The organism is Permianibacter aggregans (assembly GCF_009756665.1).
GTDB classification, from domain to species: Bacteria; Pseudomonadota; Gammaproteobacteria; order Enterobacterales; family Permianibacteraceae; genus Permianibacter; species Permianibacter aggregans.
The window spans coordinates 2,564,507-2,580,418 of sequence record NZ_CP037953.1 but is presented as its reverse complement, the minus strand read 5'-3'; the positions used below and the strand labels follow the sequence as shown (position 1 = coordinate 2,580,418).

At 54.9% G+C, this 15,912-nt stretch carries 16 protein-coding genes; 4 read left to right on the top strand and 12 right to left on the bottom strand.

The window, feature by feature from the left end; all coding sequences use genetic code 11:
- Positions 1-64 precede the first annotated feature (64 nt).
- Entirely contained in the window at positions 65-244 is a 180-nt protein-coding gene (locus E2H98_RS11395; protein ID WP_133591141.1) for a zinc-finger domain-containing protein, read from the top strand.
- 52 nt (positions 245-296) lie between these two features.
- On the opposite strand, the gene E2H98_RS11390 is transcribed toward E2H98_RS11395, so the two are convergent.
- Positions 297-911: a YhgN family NAAT transporter gene (locus tag E2H98_RS11390; RefSeq protein WP_133591139.1), complete on the bottom strand. Its 615-nt coding sequence runs from the start codon at positions 909-911 to the stop codon at positions 297-299.
- A gap of 151 nt (positions 912-1,062) precedes the next feature.
- On the opposite strand from E2H98_RS11390, the gene E2H98_RS11385 reads away from it, so the two are divergent.
- Entirely contained in the window at positions 1,063-1,632 is a 570-nt protein-coding gene (locus E2H98_RS11385; RefSeq protein WP_157591358.1) for a GAF domain-containing protein, read from the top strand.
- 5 nt (positions 1,633-1,637) lie between these two features.
- Here the strand turns inward: E2H98_RS11385 and E2H98_RS11380 are convergent, their stop codons facing one another.
- The 3 genes from E2H98_RS11380 to E2H98_RS11370 form a co-directional block, all read right to left on the bottom strand.
- Entirely contained in the window at positions 1,638-2,270 is a 633-nt protein-coding gene (locus E2H98_RS11380; protein WP_232475409.1) for an HvfX family Cu-binding RiPP maturation protein, read from the bottom strand.
- Between the two features lie 18 nt (positions 2,271-2,288).
- Entirely contained in the window at positions 2,289-2,711 is a 423-nt protein-coding gene (locus E2H98_RS11375) for a hypothetical protein (RefSeq protein WP_133591135.1), read from the bottom strand.
- Positions 2,712-2,796: 85 nt separating this feature from the next.
- Positions 2,797-3,147: an outer membrane protein assembly factor BamE gene (locus E2H98_RS11370; protein ID WP_133591133.1), complete on the bottom strand. Its 351-nt coding sequence runs from the start codon at positions 3,145-3,147 to the stop codon at positions 2,797-2,799.
- A 106-nt stretch (positions 3,148-3,253) separates the two neighbouring features.
- On the opposite strand from E2H98_RS11370, the gene fur reads away from it, so the two are divergent.
- Complete coding sequence (gene fur, locus E2H98_RS11365; RefSeq protein WP_133591131.1) at positions 3,254-3,691, top strand: ferric iron uptake transcriptional regulator; 438 nt, start codon at positions 3,254-3,256, stop codon at positions 3,689-3,691.
- Positions 3,692-3,732: 41 nt separating this feature from the next.
- On the opposite strand, the gene E2H98_RS11360 is transcribed toward fur, so the two are convergent.
- Entirely contained in the window at positions 3,733-4,107 is a 375-nt protein-coding gene (locus E2H98_RS11360; RefSeq protein ID WP_133591129.1) for an MAPEG family protein, read from the bottom strand.
- Positions 4,108-4,130: 23 nt separating this feature from the next.
- The gene (locus E2H98_RS11355; protein ID WP_133591127.1) at positions 4,131-5,165 is read right to left on the bottom strand and encodes a LacI family DNA-binding transcriptional regulator; all 1,035 of its coding nucleotides are present in this window, start codon (positions 5,163-5,165) and stop codon (positions 4,131-4,133) included.
- Between the two features lie 521 nt (positions 5,166-5,686).
- Between E2H98_RS11355 and gap the strand changes: the two genes are divergently transcribed.
- Positions 5,687-6,733, top strand: a complete 1,047-nt coding sequence (gap, locus tag E2H98_RS11350) for a type I glyceraldehyde-3-phosphate dehydrogenase (protein ID WP_133591125.1) — start codon at positions 5,687-5,689, stop codon at positions 6,731-6,733.
- Between the two features lie 371 nt (positions 6,734-7,104).
- Here the strand turns inward: gap and E2H98_RS11345 are convergent, their stop codons facing one another.
- The 6 genes from E2H98_RS11345 to E2H98_RS11320 form a co-directional block, all read right to left on the bottom strand.
- Positions 7,105-8,235, bottom strand: coding sequence for a DUF5009 domain-containing protein (locus E2H98_RS11345; protein ID WP_133591123.1), 1,131 nt, complete (start codon positions 8,233-8,235; stop codon positions 7,105-7,107).
- A gap of 20 nt (positions 8,236-8,255) precedes the next feature.
- Positions 8,256-9,614 (bottom strand): sugar MFS transporter, encoded by a 1,359-nt coding sequence (locus E2H98_RS11340; RefSeq protein ID WP_133591121.1) that lies wholly within the window; start codon positions 9,612-9,614, stop codon positions 8,256-8,258.
- 175 nt (positions 9,615-9,789) lie between these two features.
- Positions 9,790-10,923 carry an N-acetylglucosamine-6-phosphate deacetylase gene (nagA, locus tag E2H98_RS11335; protein WP_133591119.1) on the bottom strand — a complete coding sequence of 378 codons (1,134 nt, stop codon included), beginning with the start codon at positions 10,921-10,923 and terminating at the stop codon, positions 9,790-9,792.
- A 14-nt stretch (positions 10,924-10,937) separates the two neighbouring features.
- A complete protein-coding gene (gene nagB-II, locus E2H98_RS11330) occupies positions 10,938-11,945 on the bottom strand; it encodes a glucosamine-6-phosphate deaminase NagB-II (protein WP_133591117.1) in 1,008 nt (335 codons plus the stop codon).
- 13 nt (positions 11,946-11,958) lie between these two features.
- On the bottom strand, positions 11,959-12,918 hold the full coding sequence (nagK, locus tag E2H98_RS11325; protein WP_408634848.1) for an N-acetylglucosamine kinase: 960 nt from the start codon (positions 12,916-12,918) through the stop codon (positions 11,959-11,961).
- A gap of 104 nt (positions 12,919-13,022) precedes the next feature.
- A complete protein-coding gene (locus E2H98_RS11320) occupies positions 13,023-15,662 on the bottom strand; it encodes a family 20 glycosylhydrolase (RefSeq protein WP_162848184.1) in 2,640 nt (879 codons plus the stop codon).
- Positions 15,663-15,912 lie beyond the last annotated feature (250 nt).

Here is a 15,912-nt window from a genome sequence, read left to right as displayed (position 1 = left end):
GGCGTGCTTGGGCTATACTAGCGCCCCAGTCCGTTAGCCGTTTTACCGTACCGAGGTTGCCAAGGTGTCCAGCGTTCAATCGAATACCAAAGTCTATGAAGTCACTGCCAAGGATCTACCACTGTCCTGCCCCGGCAAATTCATGACGCTTTGGAACATGCACCCAAAGGTCTACCTGCCGATTGAGAAAACCGGTTCGGCGGCCTGCCCTTACTGTGGCGCTCAGTACAAGCTGGTCAAGTGATGATTGAATCGAATGAAAAGCCCGCAATCGCGGGCTTTTTTGTTGGCAAGGATTAACCAGCCGATGCCCGCAGGGCGTTGAAATCGGCGGCGAAGGCCAACACGCCGTTCAGCAACATCTGCACCGCAATCATGATCAGCAACATGCCCATCAACCGCTCCATCGCGGCCAGGCCACGCACACCCAGCCAGCGGTAGAAATTGGTGGAGAACAGCAGGATCACGAAACTGATGGCCCAGGCCAGCAGCAATTCCATCGAGGTGAATGCCAGCGTCTGGCCGCTTTGTTGCGAGAACAGGATCAGCGTCGCCAATGTCGACGGGCCGGCGACAAACGGAATCGCCAGCGGCACGATAAACGGTTCGCCGCCGGGCAGCTCGCCCATCAAGCCGCCCTGCTGCGGAAACACCATGCGCAGCGCGATGATGAACAACACGATACCGCCGGCAATGCTGATGGTTTCCGGCTTCAGGCCGAGGAATTGCAGCATGCTGTTACCGAACACCAGGAACAGGCCCATGATCAGCAGCGCGATCAGCATTTCGCGGATGATGATGTAGCGTCGGCGCTTCGGCTCCAGATCTTTCAGGATCGCCAGGAATACCGGCACATTGCCGAGCGGGTCCATGACCAGGAACAGCGTAAACGTCGCGGTAAAAAACTCCATTCGGCACCTGTATTGCAAACCGAGAAACGGGTCCGGCATTGTGCGGCCGGCTTGGTCTCAGAACAAGCACGACGGCACGGTTCATGCTGGCAAATGATGGCCAGACCCCTTATGCTTGCCGAACCAGATCATGCGTACCAGGGTAGGTCACATGTCGATTCGGACTCCGAATAACGAACAAGAACGTCTGAAGTTTGTCCGGGAGTTACGGTTGCTGGATACCGAGCCAGAGCCGGTTTTCAATGAATTGGCGCAATTGGCCGCCAATGTCTGTGCCACGCCGGCGGCAATGATTTCGCTGGTCGATCAGCACCGGGTGTTTCTGAAAGCCCGGCATGGCGTCAGCGTCAGTGAAATTGATCGGGAAACGGCTTTCTGTTCCGAGGCGATTTGCACGCCGGATCGGCTGTTTGAAATCAGCGATGCAAGCCTTATCGAACCATTCAGCCAATCGCGCCTGGTTGTCGAACCGCCCTATGTCCGTTTCTACGCCGGCTTTCCGGTGGTCACCCAGGACGGTTTCGCCATCGGCACCTTGTGCGTCGCCAGCAGCGAACCGAAATGCCTGCTGGCCTGGCAAAAAGATGCGCTGCGAGTGTTGGCGCATCAGGTGGCCAATCAAATTGATTTGCGCCTGGTGCTGCGCAAACATATCGAGTATGAAAATGCGCTTGAGCGTTACCGTCAGGAACTGGAAGAAACGGTAAAAAAATTAATGTAACCGACTCAGCGTTTGCAACACGCCGACAACCAATGATCGACACTGACGTAACGACCACCACCCAGTTTCAACAACGCCAGCAGCATGATGAAATAGGTCGCGGCGAATTCGATGCCGTTGTTCAGCATGACGATTGAGCCGTGCTCGGTCAGCCATTCGTAATTGCCGTGTTCCTGCAAAATACTGCGCGCTTTATCCAATCTTTCGGTGGCTTCGACGGTGCGCTCGGTGGCCCAAAAGCCGCTGTCGGAGGCAATCGCCAACCAACCGTTTTTCAGGTGAACACTGACCGCCGCGACGATCATCGTGACCATCAGCGGAATGCTGATCCAGCGTGTCGCCAAGCCAATCAACAGCAACAGCGCGCCGAAGAATTCGGTATAGGCGGCGAGATAAGCCATCAAAGTCGGAAACGGCAGCTCCAAAGAATGTTCGAACCAGCCAATGACATTCGGGTTAACGGTCAGCGCCGCCAACCCAGACTCGCTGCCCCAGTTCAGCTTGTTCATGCCGGCATAGAGAAATACCGGCACCAGATACAGGCGCAGCAACAAACTGGGAATACCGTCAACCGGTTGCACGATGCGACCGAGCGCGGCAACAAAGCGGTAATAACTATCGATCAGATTTTTCATCATGCAGTCCTTGGTTGTCGTTTATTGGAGGGCTTTCAATTCAGCGCGCAATTGCTGGCGCATCTGTTGAATCGCCGCGCTGATCTGGCGTTCGGCTTGCGGGTCGTCGCGCAGCGCCTGCCAGTGCTGCTGCCAAACAGAAAAGATATTGTCGGCCGGCGCTTGCAATTCCGGCCCGACGACAAACGCCAAATCGCGTATCGTCGTCACGTACATCCATCCCTGAATCGGGTCGCCTTGTGCTTGATCGCGCCGAAAATGGGCAAAATCGCTGACCGCCTGCAAACCGGCCAGCGCCTGCAACAATTCAAAGCCGGCCTGGCGGCGATTGCGATTGGCTTCGGTCAGTTCCTGACGATAACCATTGTAGAAGAGCGCCGTCAGCGCAATAAGCAGACTCGACAGCGCCAACGCATGCGGTCGTAGTGAGGATAACCAGGACATAAAAAACCCGTTACAGTGAACGGGTCTTTGGATGAATCAACAACCGGCGTCGTTACAACGCCGGCGCGTGAGAATTTACCTAGACTTAAATATCCCGCTTCGCTAGCCCTTCCGGCAGCGTGAAATCGCCACCGGCGGCGGCCAGCTTGCCTTCCTCAAAGAACACCACGAAGCGGGTCTGGGTGATCACTTCGTTACCCTGTTTGGCATCGAAGCTGTATTCCCAGCGGGTACCGCGAAAGCTGGAACGGGCCAATGGCTCGCCCAGTACATACACGACCTGCTCCGGACTCATGCCGGCACGCAGCAGATCAACATCCTTCTGCTCGACAATATTGCCCTGCCGCACCGGCAGCTTATAGGTCATCCAATCAACGACCGCACAGCCGCTCAGCAGCACAGAAAAAAGCATAAAACCCAAGATTCGTAACTTCATGGCGTATACTGTCGCTCCAGAAATGGGGTAAAACACCGTTCGCGGCCGATTCTACCCGATGCTTTCCGATAAGCACACCGCATCGGACAAAAGCCGCATATTCTTCATGGTTTTCCGGAGAACGCTATCAGTGGATAACAGCCAATTACGCAATGCCGGCCTGAAAGTCACGCTACCGAGAATGAAAATCCTGCAGATTCTTGAGCAGGCACCGAACCGGCACATGAGTGCCGAAGACGTTTACAAGATGCTGATGGAACAGGGTGACGACGTTGGCCTGGCCACCGTCTACCGGGTACTGACCCAGTTCGAGCAGGCGGGCTTGGTGCTGCGCCATCATTTCGAAGGTGGCCATTCAGTATTCGAGCTCGATGAACAGGGTCATCATGACCATCTGGTCTGCCTGCGTTGTAACAAGGTCGTCGAGTTTGTCGATGAAGTGATTGAACAGCGCCAGAAAGCCGTGGCCGAAAAGCACAAGATGACGCTGACCGACCACTCGCTTTACCTGTATGGTATTTGCGAAAAATGCAGCAAGAGCTGAACGTATCTAGATAAAGAAAACGGCGCCAGAGGCGCCGTTTTTTATAGCGACAAAATCAGTAGTGCCACCGGACAGGCGATCGCCAGCGCCCATACTGCCGAGCGAAGCAGCGGCCAATCGGCCAGGTAGCAAACAAAATACAGTAGCCGCAAACCAACGAAGCTAAGCGCCAAGGTATCGAGCGTACCGGCCTCGACCTGACGCAGCATTGCGATAATGACCGCCGCCGCAAACAGTGGAAACGCTTCGAAAGCATTTTGGTGCGCCCAATTGGCCCGCGCTCGAAAGCCCTGCAAACCGGCCAGGAATTCACGCGGCGCATGATTGTCATAGCGACGTCCGGTGAACTTGGCGACCGCGACAAAAAAATACGGCATCAATCCCGCCAACAAAATCGACAGTACCGCGACATTCATGGTTATTGCTCCTGGCAGTGAACTTATGTTGTCGCTACGGTACTGGATTCACGCACGATCAATTCCGGTACAAAATGGCGCTGGATTTCCGGCGCCTTGAAGTTCGGATGCAATTGCTCGCGGATCCTGGCAATTAGCAGCGCGGTTGCTTGCTGGGCGATCAAGCGGTTTGACTGATGTGCCGTCGTCAACTGCGGCCAAGTCTGGCGCGAGAACGGGCTGTCCTCGAAACCGACAATCGATACATCGCCCGGCACCGAAAGCCCCATTAATCTGGCCGCAAATAGCGCACCAGCCGCCATTTCGTCGTTGCTGGCGAAAATCGCTGTCGGCCGATCTTTCTTGCCCAGTAATTTCTTCGCACCTTTGACGCCGTAATCGAACGCGTACTCGCCTTCGACAATCAATCGCTTGTCGATTTTCACACCGTGATCGCGCAAGGCCGCTTCATACCCTTCGCGTCGCTCTGCGGTCGAACGGTGCTGCTCCCCACCGCAAAGAAAACCAATCTGCTGATGGCCGAGTTTGATCAAATGCTCGGTTAATTGATAAGCGGCGGCATGGTCATCAATGAACACGCAAGTCTGCGCGAATTTGCCTTTTTCGGTACCGGAAATAATCCGCACAAACTGAATGCCGAGGGCATCCAGCGTTTTGACCACCTGCGGCATCTCAGAGAACGGCGGCGTCAACACCAAACCTGCCACCCGCGAATGCTGAACCAGATTGGTTAATTCTTCGATGATGGTTTTCGACTGGTGATTGCAGGGGTGAATCAATAATTCATAACCCTGTTGCCGGCAGGCACTCAAAATGCCGTTCTGCATGTCGATCACGTAATAAGCGTTCGGGTTGTCGTAAACAAAGGCAATCGAATAAGAACGGGTGCCGGCCAGATTGCGGGCCGCATGATTGGGCTGATAGTTCAGCGCTTTGACCGCGGCCATGACCCGATCAAAGGTTTCCTTTTTTACCGAGGGTTCGTTGTTGATCACCCGCGATACGGTTTTCATCGAGACGCCAGCCTGCCGGGCGACATCATTAATCGTTACGCTCATTCCCTAATACTCAAGCTCGGTGTGGTTCGTGCCGGCACCGCTGCGATGGATGTGTGCTGTCAGCGGTGTCATCGTTGTTCGGATCGACGACGAATGGTCTTATGCGTTTTTGTCTTAACGTCTACTGTGCCATAAACCCGTTGGCACTGACGACGGAATTTTTCGCCGCTCAAGGCTTCTATAAATTGACAGCGCTGTCAAATCAGTATTAATTTTGCGCCGATACGGCGCTTTCGCCAGCCGTGATGCGCCCGTCGATGGTGCACGTTGCAGCTAAGTCGCCAACGTGGATGCGCTGTCATTGTGCAACCGCTCAGGCTGGTCCGACTGCATACGTATGAATGCCCAAAGCACTGGCGCTCAGCGCATCGGCATGTCATAAAGCCGGATGCTGTCGAGGCATTGATTCGCCAGCATCCATCATTTTCAGTCACCGGTTCCCCCCGACCGGTGGCCATGGTTTCAAAGCGAGCACCGTCAGCGGTGCTCGCCAACTTGCTCGCAAGGGGGGATTTCTCAAGATGTCTGTTATCCGTATTGCCATCAATGGTTTTGGCCGCATCGGCCGCAATGTGCTGCGCGCGATTTACGAATCCGATTACCGCGATCGGGTACAAGTCGTCGCGATCAATGATCTGGGTGACGCGAAAACCTGTGCGCATCTGTTGCGTTACGACTCGGTGCATGGCCGCTTCGCTGCTCAAGTCGCGCTGGCAGGACAAACGCTGAGCATCAACGGCGATGCCATCGACATGCTGGCGATTGCGCAGCCGGAACAACTGCCGTGGAAGACGCTGAACATTGACGTTGTGCTGGAATGCACCGGCCGCTTCACCTCGCGTACACAAGCGGAAGCGCATCTGCGTGCCGGTGCGCGCAAGGTGATCATCAGCGCGCCAGCCGATGAAGTGGATGCAACCGTTGTGTTCGGCGTCAACGATCAATTACTGACTGCCGACATGCAAATCATCTCAAACGCTTCCTGCACAACCAATTGCCTGGCGCCGGTCGCGAAAGTGTTGAACGACGCCATTGGCATCGAGCAAGGCATGATGACGACGGTGCATTCTTACACCAACGATCAACAATTGCTCGATTTGAATCACAAGGATATTTACCGCGCCCGCAGCGCCACGCAGTCAATGATTCCAACCAAAACCGGCGCCGCCAAAGCTGTTGGTCTGGTGCTGCCGGAATTGAAAGGCAAACTCGACGGCATGGCCGTGCGCGTGCCAACGATCAATGTATCGCTGGTCGATTTGCACTTCCTCGCCAAACGCGAAACCAGCGCCGACGAAGTCAACCAAACGATCAAGAAAGCCTGCACCGGAAAGCTCGGTGGCGTGCTGAAATACAACGAAGAACCGCTGGTGTCGGTCGACTTCAATCATGATTCAGCCTCATCGACATTCGACGCCAACCAAACCAAGGTTTCCGGTCGCTGGGTCAAAGTCATGGCCTGGTATGACAATGAATGGGGTTTCTCGCACCGGATGGTTGATAACGCGATCGCATTGATGCAGGCAAATAAAGTCAAGCGTGGTCAGAGTGAAGCATTACCGGCTTAACCTGCATTCCTGAAATGGCCTTGCACGTTCAACGTACGCCTTCCCACGGCGTACGTTGGAAGTGCCACAACCGGAGTCACAAAACGCAGGCGTGTTTTCTTGCTGGACGACCAGCACAACAACGATAACGGCAATAGTCCAGTGCTTGTAGATTCTGACTCATCCGGACGGTCCCAAACCACGAACGATGTGCGAATGAATTTGCACCTACACCGTTGTTCCCGACTCACCCGGCCTCGGAGGTAGGGCCGGATTTATCCGGACAACCCCGAACCATGCTCAGTGCAGATAAATTCGCAACGAGCTCGGCCCGTGCTACTTGATGATCGCTGGCATAAGGCCCGACAATCTCAACGTCATAATCTGACTCGCTACAAGCGAATCGCCAAGCGCTTCTGAAACAACCAGCGCAACAACCACAACTGCAAAAACAAAATCAGCACGATACTGATCACTGGCTGCCACGGTTCAGTTAACAATTTGATCCATTGACCGAACATACTGCGGACTGGATACGCCCAGTTGAATAACGCCGTCAGCAAGTAAATCAGCAGCGCGTTGTAACCAATCCAGTACAACGGATTTGCCCATTGCCTCCACTTCAGGCAATCGATTACCAGAAAAAAAGCCAATAACAGCGCAGCGCTCAATGCCGAAGTCAGCAAGGCAAAACTGCTCGTCCACAAAGTTTTATTCAGCGGATAAACGATGCTGACCAGCAGAGCAATGAAGACGGCAACAGCGATCGCCATCGCCAATGCTTTTAGCACACGACGTTGTTTTGACAGCTGATAGTGCATCAGCCAACGCGTGGTCCAGTAGCCCGCCAGCGCATTTAATACGGCCGGGATCTGCGACAGCAAGCCTTCCGGGTCTACCGGTGCATCACGATAGCGGATACCCGGCAACCACTGCTGATCGATAAATGCATTGACGCTACATGAAGCGCTTAACCAACCGCTTGTGCACTCGTGTTGTTCTGCCAACCAAAGTCCGCCAAGCCATTGCAATAATGGATAGCCAAACAGAATCACCACGCCAATCAGTAACTGCTGTCGTATCGAACAATGCCAAACGATCAGTGCAGCGACACCCCAGGCGATACCAATACGCGCCAACACGCTGGCGTAGCGCACCTCGTCCACGCTCGCTGGAAGGCCTTTACCCCAGCCGTGGTTGTAGACAATACCAAGCAGAACCAGAAGTAAAACTCGCAGCAAGAGTTTGCGGTAATACGGTTTGCGCAGCGACCAGGGTTGTTCGGCCAGCGACAATGGCCTCAACACCAGCGTTGCGCCAGAGACAAATATAAATAACGGAAAAACCAGATCGTAGAAATGAAAGCCGTGCCAAGGCACATGCTGGAACTGTTCGGCCAAGACTTGCATGAACGGCGCTGGCCAGGCCTTGGCCAGCGCGATAACGAGATAATCAAAGCCGATAATCATCAGCATGCTGAAGCCACGCAGGGCATCCAGCGAATGCAGCCGTTCGCCGCTCATGACTCAGCGAAGCGCTTTTTTTACAGCGCAGTGCGGCTGGTGTATTTCACCTTATAGCCGTGAACGGCGTAAAACAGGATGTACAGGTAACAAGCCAGCACCACAAAAAAGCTGTACTGAAAACCAAATGAGTCGACCAGCACACCTTGCAGCAACGGAATCAGCGCACCGCCGGCGACCATGCTGACCAACAGGCCCGAACCACGGCTGGTGTTCTTGCCAAGGCCGCGAATCGCCAACGGGAAAATGCAGGGCCACATGACCGAGTTGAACAGACCAACCAGCACCAGCAGGAATAACGAAACCGGGAACGAAACCGGCTCAAAACCGATTGAGAACGGATCGAGATTCAGCACCATGACCTGCATGCCCATCCAGTCATCAAGCAGCACACCGGAAATCGCCAGGCTGACCAGAATGATCGCGACCACTGCAACAAAGCGCAGCATGATATGAGCACGAATTTTTTGTCCGACGATACTGCCGATAAAGCGCCCGATCATGGCGCTGGCCCAGTAATAAGCCACCAGGGCTGCCGCCGCTTTTTCCGCCGTCAAGGTCGCGCTGGCCGTGCTGCCAAGTTGAATCAACTGCTCTTCGACAAAGTAGAGAATCAGGATACTGCCGATCGCCACTTCCGCGCCGACGTAAAAGAAAATGCCGCCCGCACCGTAAATCAGGTGCGAGAACTGGGTCAGCTTTTCGCCGGTTTGTTCATTGCCTTCGGTTTCGGTGGCAAGCTTCGGCAAATGCAAAAAATACAGCAGCATTGCGATACCAATGGTCACCAATGCCAGCACCAGATATGGCCCCTGCACCGCTTGCGCTTTTTCCATCGGATCGGAAATGCCATGCGGCAGGATATAGGCAGCGCCGATAATCGGGCCAATGAACGTCGCTGTTGAATTCAGCGTGCCGCCGAGATTCAAACGTGACGCACCGGTTTCCTCTGGTCCCAAGGCAATGATGTAGGGATTGATCGTTACTTGCAGAATCGTCAGGCCGGTGGCGACGACAAACAAGGCAAACAGAAAGAACGCGTAGGACAAGACGTTGGCGGCTGGTACGAACAGGAACAAACCGATCGCCATCACAGCCAATGAAATCGACAAACCATTTTTGTAGCCAACGCGTTGAATCAAGCGGCCAGCCGGAATGCTGACCAGACCATAGGCGATAAAAAAGCAGAACTGAATCAACATCGCCTGGGCGTTGTTCAACGTGAACACGCCTTTCAGACTTGGGATCAGCACGTCGTTCAACACCGTGATGAAGCCAATCATGAAGAACAGCGACACCATCAATAACAAAGGAATGCGGTAAGGATTGCCTTTCACGCGCGTAACCTCCGTGCTGCTCAGGGTGACCGGATGATTCATGTTATTTCCTCCGCCTTGTTATGGATTGTTGGTCGTTCTTGCGTTGAGATTACTATTGCCTTGGCACTTCAAAATTCTGTGTCATTCCCGCAAAAGCGGGAATCCAGTGATTTCCGATCGTTCTGGATACCCGCCTTCGCGGGTATGACAGGTATAAGCGCCGGACAACGCATTGCTAAATTCCGCAAAACACGGCCTCTCCATTAATCCAGGTTTGTCGCACCTGTTGTTTGTCGTCGAGCAATACCATATCGGCCTGATAGCCCGGTCGTAAATAGCCCAGATAATGTCCGGCACCAATAAACTCAGCGGGTATCGCCGACGCCATGCGCCAAGCCTGTTCAGGTCGAACGCCGATACGCTCAACCATATGACGAACCGCGCTCGCCATATCGAGTACCGAACCGGCCAAGGCGCCGGACTGATCGCGCAACACCATACCTTCGCGCGTTACCGGTTGACCGTACAACAGGAATTCCCCGTCTGCGCAACCGACCGGCGGCATCGCGTCGGTGACCAACATCAAACGCTCAGCGCCTTTGCAACGAAAAGCCAGTTGCAGGTTTTCATCGGCGACATGGACACCATCGGCAATCACCGCTGCATAGCTACCTTGATGCAGTAGCGCGGCGCCGATAACGCCCGGCTCACGAGCGGTGATACCGGACATGGCGTTGAACAAATGGGTGAAACCGCTGGCGCCGGCATCGAGTGCCTGCATCGTTTGCGCGGCGCTGGCGTTACTGTGACCGAGTGAGATGACAACGCTGGTTGCATGCAGTTGCCGCAGACGGGCCGCCGAAACTTTTTCCGGCGCGACGGTCAGCAAGCGATGACCCAAGGCTTCGTTCTGATAAATGGCCAGCTCTTGCTGATCCATTTCTCGCAACTGCTCGGCGGCATGAACACCGCGTTTGATTTCCGATAAATGCGGACCTTCAAAATGGACACCAATGATACCGGGCAGTTTTTGCGCGCGTGCTTCGCCAATCGCATTCGCCGCACGCTGCATGACATCAAGACGATCGCTGATCACCGTTGGCAGCATCGCGGTCGTGCCAAACTGGGCATGGGCGCGGGCGATAATTTTCAAGGCGTTGACGCTAGGCTCATCATTGAACAGCACGCCACCGCCGCCGTTGACCTGCAAGTCGACAAAACCCGGTACCAGTATGCCGTCGAGTTTTTCTGCACGCGTTTCCTGACCGCCGATATGCTGTACTCGTCCGTCGGCAATCGTGATGCTGACACCATAGTGAAGCTGGCGCCCATCGAAAACGGCGGTGGGAAGAAAGTGTTGAATGCTCATCGAGGTATCACGCATTACAAGGTCGCTGTCACTTTTTTCAATCCAGTTGGTGCATCCGGATTGAAACCGCGCGCGACGGCAACGGCCGCAACGTCGAGATAAAAGCGTTGCATCAGCAACAACGGTTGTAATCGTGGGTGCACATCGCGCACCGGGCAACTGAGCGCAATCGGCCCGATATTGCGGCTGCGCAAATGTTCCACCTGTACCTTGTGCGCCTGCCAGGCTTCATCCTGAATACCAATGTCGAGCACTGACAACGGACGATTGGCCAGCGCAATCGGACCGTGCAGAAATTCGGCAGAGCTGAACGCTTCAGCATGCAAGCTGCACACTTCTTTTAGCTTCAATGCCATTTCTTTACCAATCGCATAACCCAGGCCCCGGCCGAGACAAATCAGGTGCTCGGTATTCTGCAACATTTCGGGACGCAACTGGGTGCTGGTATTACAGGCCGCCATCAAATGGCGCGGCAGTTTTTCCAGCGCTTCAATCAATGCGGCATCCTGTTTCCATTGCGCCACCAATTGCAGCAGCAAGGACAGTGAGCAGAGATAGGATTTGGTGGCAGCAACCGCTTGTTCAGTTCCGGCCATCAGCGGCAACACGACATCAGCAATTTGCGCCAGCGGCGAATGCTCGTCATTGACCATCGCCAAAACCAGCGCGCCGCCCTCTTTGGCGTATTCGGCCTGACGGATGATGTCCGGACTTTTTCCAGACTGTGAAATCGCGATCGCCAGCATGTTGTGTAAACGCAGTTGTTTGTCGTAAACGGTCGCGATCGAAGGTGCCGCCGGAAACACTGGCACACCCAGTTCAATTTCGATCAGGTATTTACCGAACACACCGGCATGATCGGATGTGCCGCGGCCGATCATCATGCAGGCGACTGGTGCTTGATTGCGCAAGCGACTGCACAAGGATGACAGCGTCGCGGCATTGCGCGCGGCTTGTTCGATAAGGCGTTGCGGCGTTTCCCGGGCTTCGGTTTCCATCAGGGTTGGCGTGACGGTGTTCATGATCGCTCCCCTCTCAGGCACTGCGCTTGTGGGCTTGCGCATGCGCCAGTTTGGCGGCTGCGGCTTCCGGAGCAATCAATGCCGGCTCAAGCTGTGCCGCGATATCGGCTCGCAACCACGGTTGCCAGCATTCGGTCAGACCGCCGACCATCGTTAACCGCGGCGGACCGCAGCGCAGTAATTTGTCGGCCAACTGATCCAGATAATTCGCGCCATCTTTCAGCATGGCAATGGCATGTTCATCGTGTTGTTCAGCGCTGTTGAACACCAGTTTCGCCAATGCGGCGTAAGCCGATGAGCCTTTGCCGGCCATCACTTCAATAATGGCTAACGCATCGTCGGTTTGAAAATGCTGTTGGAACGCCTTATACAGTGCGCCGCGTTCGACAAAACCATCATCGGCCAATAAGTAGTAACGCAGCGCTTCCAAACCGAGCCAGGCACCGCTGCCTTTGTCACCCATCGGAAAACCGTGGGCACCGAAAATCGTTTCGGTGTCGCCAACGACCGCCACGCCGCAGGAACCAGTACCGGAAATAATCACCGCACCATCGCCACCGTCATGCGCTGCCCGGCAAGCAATGTGCAGATCAGTGACCAGATGCAGTCCGGCGAACGGATGCTGCCAGGCGAGCATGCGTTGACGCAGCGACGGCAGGTTCACGCCCGCCAACCCCAGACAGGCGATGCTTTCAGTCAACGCTCGACGCTCCAGCCCTGCATCGTGCAATGCGTCGCGAATCGCGCTCATCACCGATGCCACGGCCTGCTCGTATCCGTGCAACGGATTGGCCGGGCCCCCCAGCCCAACCCCGAGCGTCCGACCTTTTTCATCGCTTATCAAGGCACGGCATTTACTGCCGCCGCCGTCAACTCCGATAAACCACATGTCGTTTTTAACCTGTGTAGTTGTTGGCCTGAAGTCACCGCTAAGACAAGTGCTTTTTGGCCTTTGATTGGTCCATCCTAGCAACAAATGACAGCGCTGTCATTTGTTTTTAACCATTCCTGACTGCAACGACAAAATGGTTATAAAAATCCGGAAAAGCTGCGCTTTTCCTGTATTCACGACAAGCATTACCGTCGTGCTTCATTCTCCAACCGGTTAATCCGGCCAAAGCGCGTCTGGCTCGGGTTGCTGCCACGAAACTCCATTCCTGCTTGGGCTTTGATGGCTGTTTCGTAACGCTGCCAAGTGTCTTGCGCTGAGTAACGGAAAAACACCGGCCAGCCCGGATAACCCGGCACCAACTCCAACTGCTCACCGATGCGGCGTGCGCCGACCGGCGGAATCCGGTACTGCACGCCATCCTGTTCCAAACGCTGCCATTCGATGTCGGCAAAGCGATGAACAAATGCCTGCCAATCCTGCTCAAGGCGCTGCTTCAGTTCATCGTTGAAATGCGCGCTATTGGCACCATATCGACGACCATTGTGGTCGTACGGCAGCGCCCAATCGGGTTTGTGCCAAGCGCGTTCAGCCAGTGCCAACAAACGCGGGTAAATCATGTAATGCAAACGCTCAGGTGTGCGCACGGTTTCGCTCCAGAGCTGGCCTTGAATGCCAGCAAAGCGAACACCGGCGTTCAACGGTTCACCACCCTGCTCGCGTCGTTCATCAATCGCAAACGGCTGCTCGTTGCGATCACGCCAGATCTCGGCATGAGCCGGCAGGTTGTCCGGCATGAACGAAAACACTTTGCGCAAATCAACGCGACGTGCGCCCCAGTAATAACCGGGCTCTTCCGGCGCCGCGACGTAAGGGAAATCGAAATACAACACATCCGGAAAGCTGAGCACGACACGGTGACCGGCGTTGGCGAATTGATGGGCAAGCTTGTGGCCATCGCCAGCCAATCCACCCCAGGCATTCACCTGCATCGGCGCATCAACTTTGGCCGACAACAGCGTCGCCATGCCATCGCTCCAACCGGCCATCGTGATGTCGCGCTCGGTCAACATCACCTGCACTTTGCTCAGGAATTGCGCGTTCAAGCGATGGTGAAAATCATGCTCGCTCTCGCCTTCCTTTCGCTGCGCCGAACAGGCCGGCGATTGTCCCCAGGCACCGGGGGTTTCATCTGCGCCAACATGAAATGTTATCAGCGGCACGCCCGCTTCGTTGTGCAGGCGTTTGACTTCGTCAAGAATCGTTGCGACAAACTGGTAACTGGTGTCGATGCAGGGGTTGATCGTGTTATCGCGGTAGTACTGAATCGACAGATATTCCGTTTTATCCTCGGGGTCGTGCAAACGATGCGTCAAGGCGGCGTCCGCCTTTCCTGCCGCCTGCAGGCGCTGCTCGCGTACTTTCATCGCAACAATGGCTGCGCGCGCATGACCCGGCATATCAAGCGCCGGAATGATCTCAATATGATGCTGTTCGGCAAACTTCAATAGATCCTGATAATCCTTGGCACTCAAGAAGCCATTGATCGGTGAGTCACGATGCGGGCCGCTGCCAAGCTGTGGCAACAAGCACTGCTGCTCGTTCAGATCATGACAACGGAAGGCCCCCACGTCGGTCAGCTCCGGTAGCGCCGGAATTTCCAGACGCCAGCCTTCATCATCCGCCAAATGCAGGTGCAGCTTGTTCAGCTTGTAGCGCGCCATTTGTCGAATCAGCGACTGGATTTCCTGTTTCGATTGAAAATTACGCGCGACATCGATGTGCAGGCCACGAAAGCCGAAATGCGGCGCATCGTCGATGATTTGCGGCGGAACAGGTTGATCAGAGGCGGCCAATGCCAACAGCGTTTGCAACGCATAAAACGCCCCGGTTTCCGACGGGCTTTCGATCACCACTCGCGCCGCGTTCAGACTCAAGCGATACGACTCTTGCGGCTGACTGGTCTTTTTGTCTTTCGGCACGGTTATCTGCAATGGAATGCCATTCTCGCGTAACCATTGCTGTTGTTGCATTTCCTCGGCAATGGCGGGAAAGCGAGCACGCAAATCACTCTCGTCGATGGCAAATCCGCGGCTGAGATCCAGCGCTTCGCCAGCAAGCATCTGTTGCTTGGCCACGGCCGGAATGATTCGTGTGGCAATGGCTTCTGGTTTGGGTGTTTGCCATTGATATTGCTCAGCCAACCACGCCGGTGTAGCCAGCGGTGTGACGTCAGCAGCGCTGCGATGCAGATCTACACCGGTTTCCGCATACGGCAGCAGATGTGCTGGTCGTTTATCGGCATTGTGCTCTTGCCACTGATCAACACTGGCTTTGATCACGGCTGGCTGCAAACCAGGCGCATGCAGGTAAAGATTGGGCATCACGTCGCTTTCATGCAGCGACCAGTTATGCGCATAAAGGTTTATCGAATAGGATTGATTGGCGTCGAAGCCTCGCCAAGAAGGCTTCGGTTGCAGTCGATACAGATCGCCATTGATATGAGTCAGCGAAAACGCCTCGCTGGTAGCTTGTTGGATATAGGCAACATGCGATAGATACAACTGCCAATTCCGGTGAGGCCAATCGATCGGACTTTTCAGCTCCAGCACCGCCAGAAAGCATTGGCCATCGGTCTGCTTCGGATCGCAGCCCTGCGCCGGCTGATTGTCGACCAAGCGATACTGCAATTGCAGTTGATTGGCCAGCTCGTTCAGTGCCGCTTGATCGAGGCGATTGTCCGTCGGGGTTTTCTGCTCGCTTTGGCTACAGGCCGCGGTCAGAAAGAAAACCAATATAACGACGATTACTGTGCGGCAAACCGGCATCGATACTCCCAAAGAATGACTGTTGGCTACGAAGAACCTCTGAAGCACAAGCCTGCATGGTAGCAAGCCCGAAAAACCTGCTGATAAAAAAGTGGCTGGTCGCATCCATCGGATGCGCCAGCCTTCAATGCAGGGAGCTACAGCTCAACTCGGGTCCGCACGGAGTTTCGAACCCGCTTTGAGTTGCATCGGTGACAGCAGCATTCCTGCCGCTGTCGTTTCAGCACCGGCAAACCCATCCTGTCCATTT

Coding starts and splice junctions, on each gene's coding strand:
- E2H98_RS11320 (WP_162848184.1), bottom strand. CDS start 15,662: ATGCCGGTTTGCCGCACAGTAATCGTCGTTATATTGGTTTTCTTTCTG.
- E2H98_RS11360 (WP_133591129.1), bottom strand. CDS start 4,107: ATGAATGTCGCGGTACTGTCGATTTTGTTGGCGGGATTGATGCCGTAT.
- gap (WP_133591125.1), top strand. CDS start 5,687: ATGTCTGTTATCCGTATTGCCATCAATGGTTTTGGCCGCATCGGCCGC.
- nagB-II (WP_133591117.1), bottom strand. CDS start 11,945: ATGAACACCGTCACGCCAACCCTGATGGAAACCGAAGCCCGGGAAACG.
- E2H98_RS11375 (WP_133591135.1), bottom strand. CDS start 2,711: ATGTCCTGGTTATCCTCACTACGACCGCATGCGTTGGCGCTGTCGAGT.
- E2H98_RS11340 (WP_133591121.1), bottom strand. CDS start 9,614: ATGAATCATCCGGTCACCCTGAGCAGCACGGAGGTTACGCGCGTGAAA.
- E2H98_RS11370 (WP_133591133.1), bottom strand. CDS start 3,147: ATGAAGTTACGAATCTTGGGTTTTATGCTTTTTTCTGTGCTGCTGAGC.
- E2H98_RS11390 (WP_133591139.1), bottom strand. CDS start 911: ATGGAGTTTTTTACCGCGACGTTTACGCTGTTCCTGGTCATGGACCCG.
- E2H98_RS11355 (WP_133591127.1), bottom strand. CDS start 5,165: ATGAGCGTAACGATTAATGATGTCGCCCGGCAGGCTGGCGTCTCGATG.
- E2H98_RS11385 (WP_157591358.1), top strand. CDS start 1,063: ATGTCGATTCGGACTCCGAATAACGAACAAGAACGTCTGAAGTTTGTC.
- E2H98_RS11345 (WP_133591123.1), bottom strand. CDS start 8,235: ATGAGCGGCGAACGGCTGCATTCGCTGGATGCCCTGCGTGGCTTCAGC.
- fur (WP_133591131.1), top strand. CDS start 3,254: ATGGTTTTCCGGAGAACGCTATCAGTGGATAACAGCCAATTACGCAAT.
- nagA (WP_133591119.1), bottom strand. CDS start 10,923: ATGAGCATTCAACACTTTCTTCCCACCGCCGTTTTCGATGGGCGCCAG.
- E2H98_RS11380 (WP_232475409.1), bottom strand. CDS start 2,270: ATGATGAAAAATCTGATCGATAGTTATTACCGCTTTGTTGCCGCGCTC.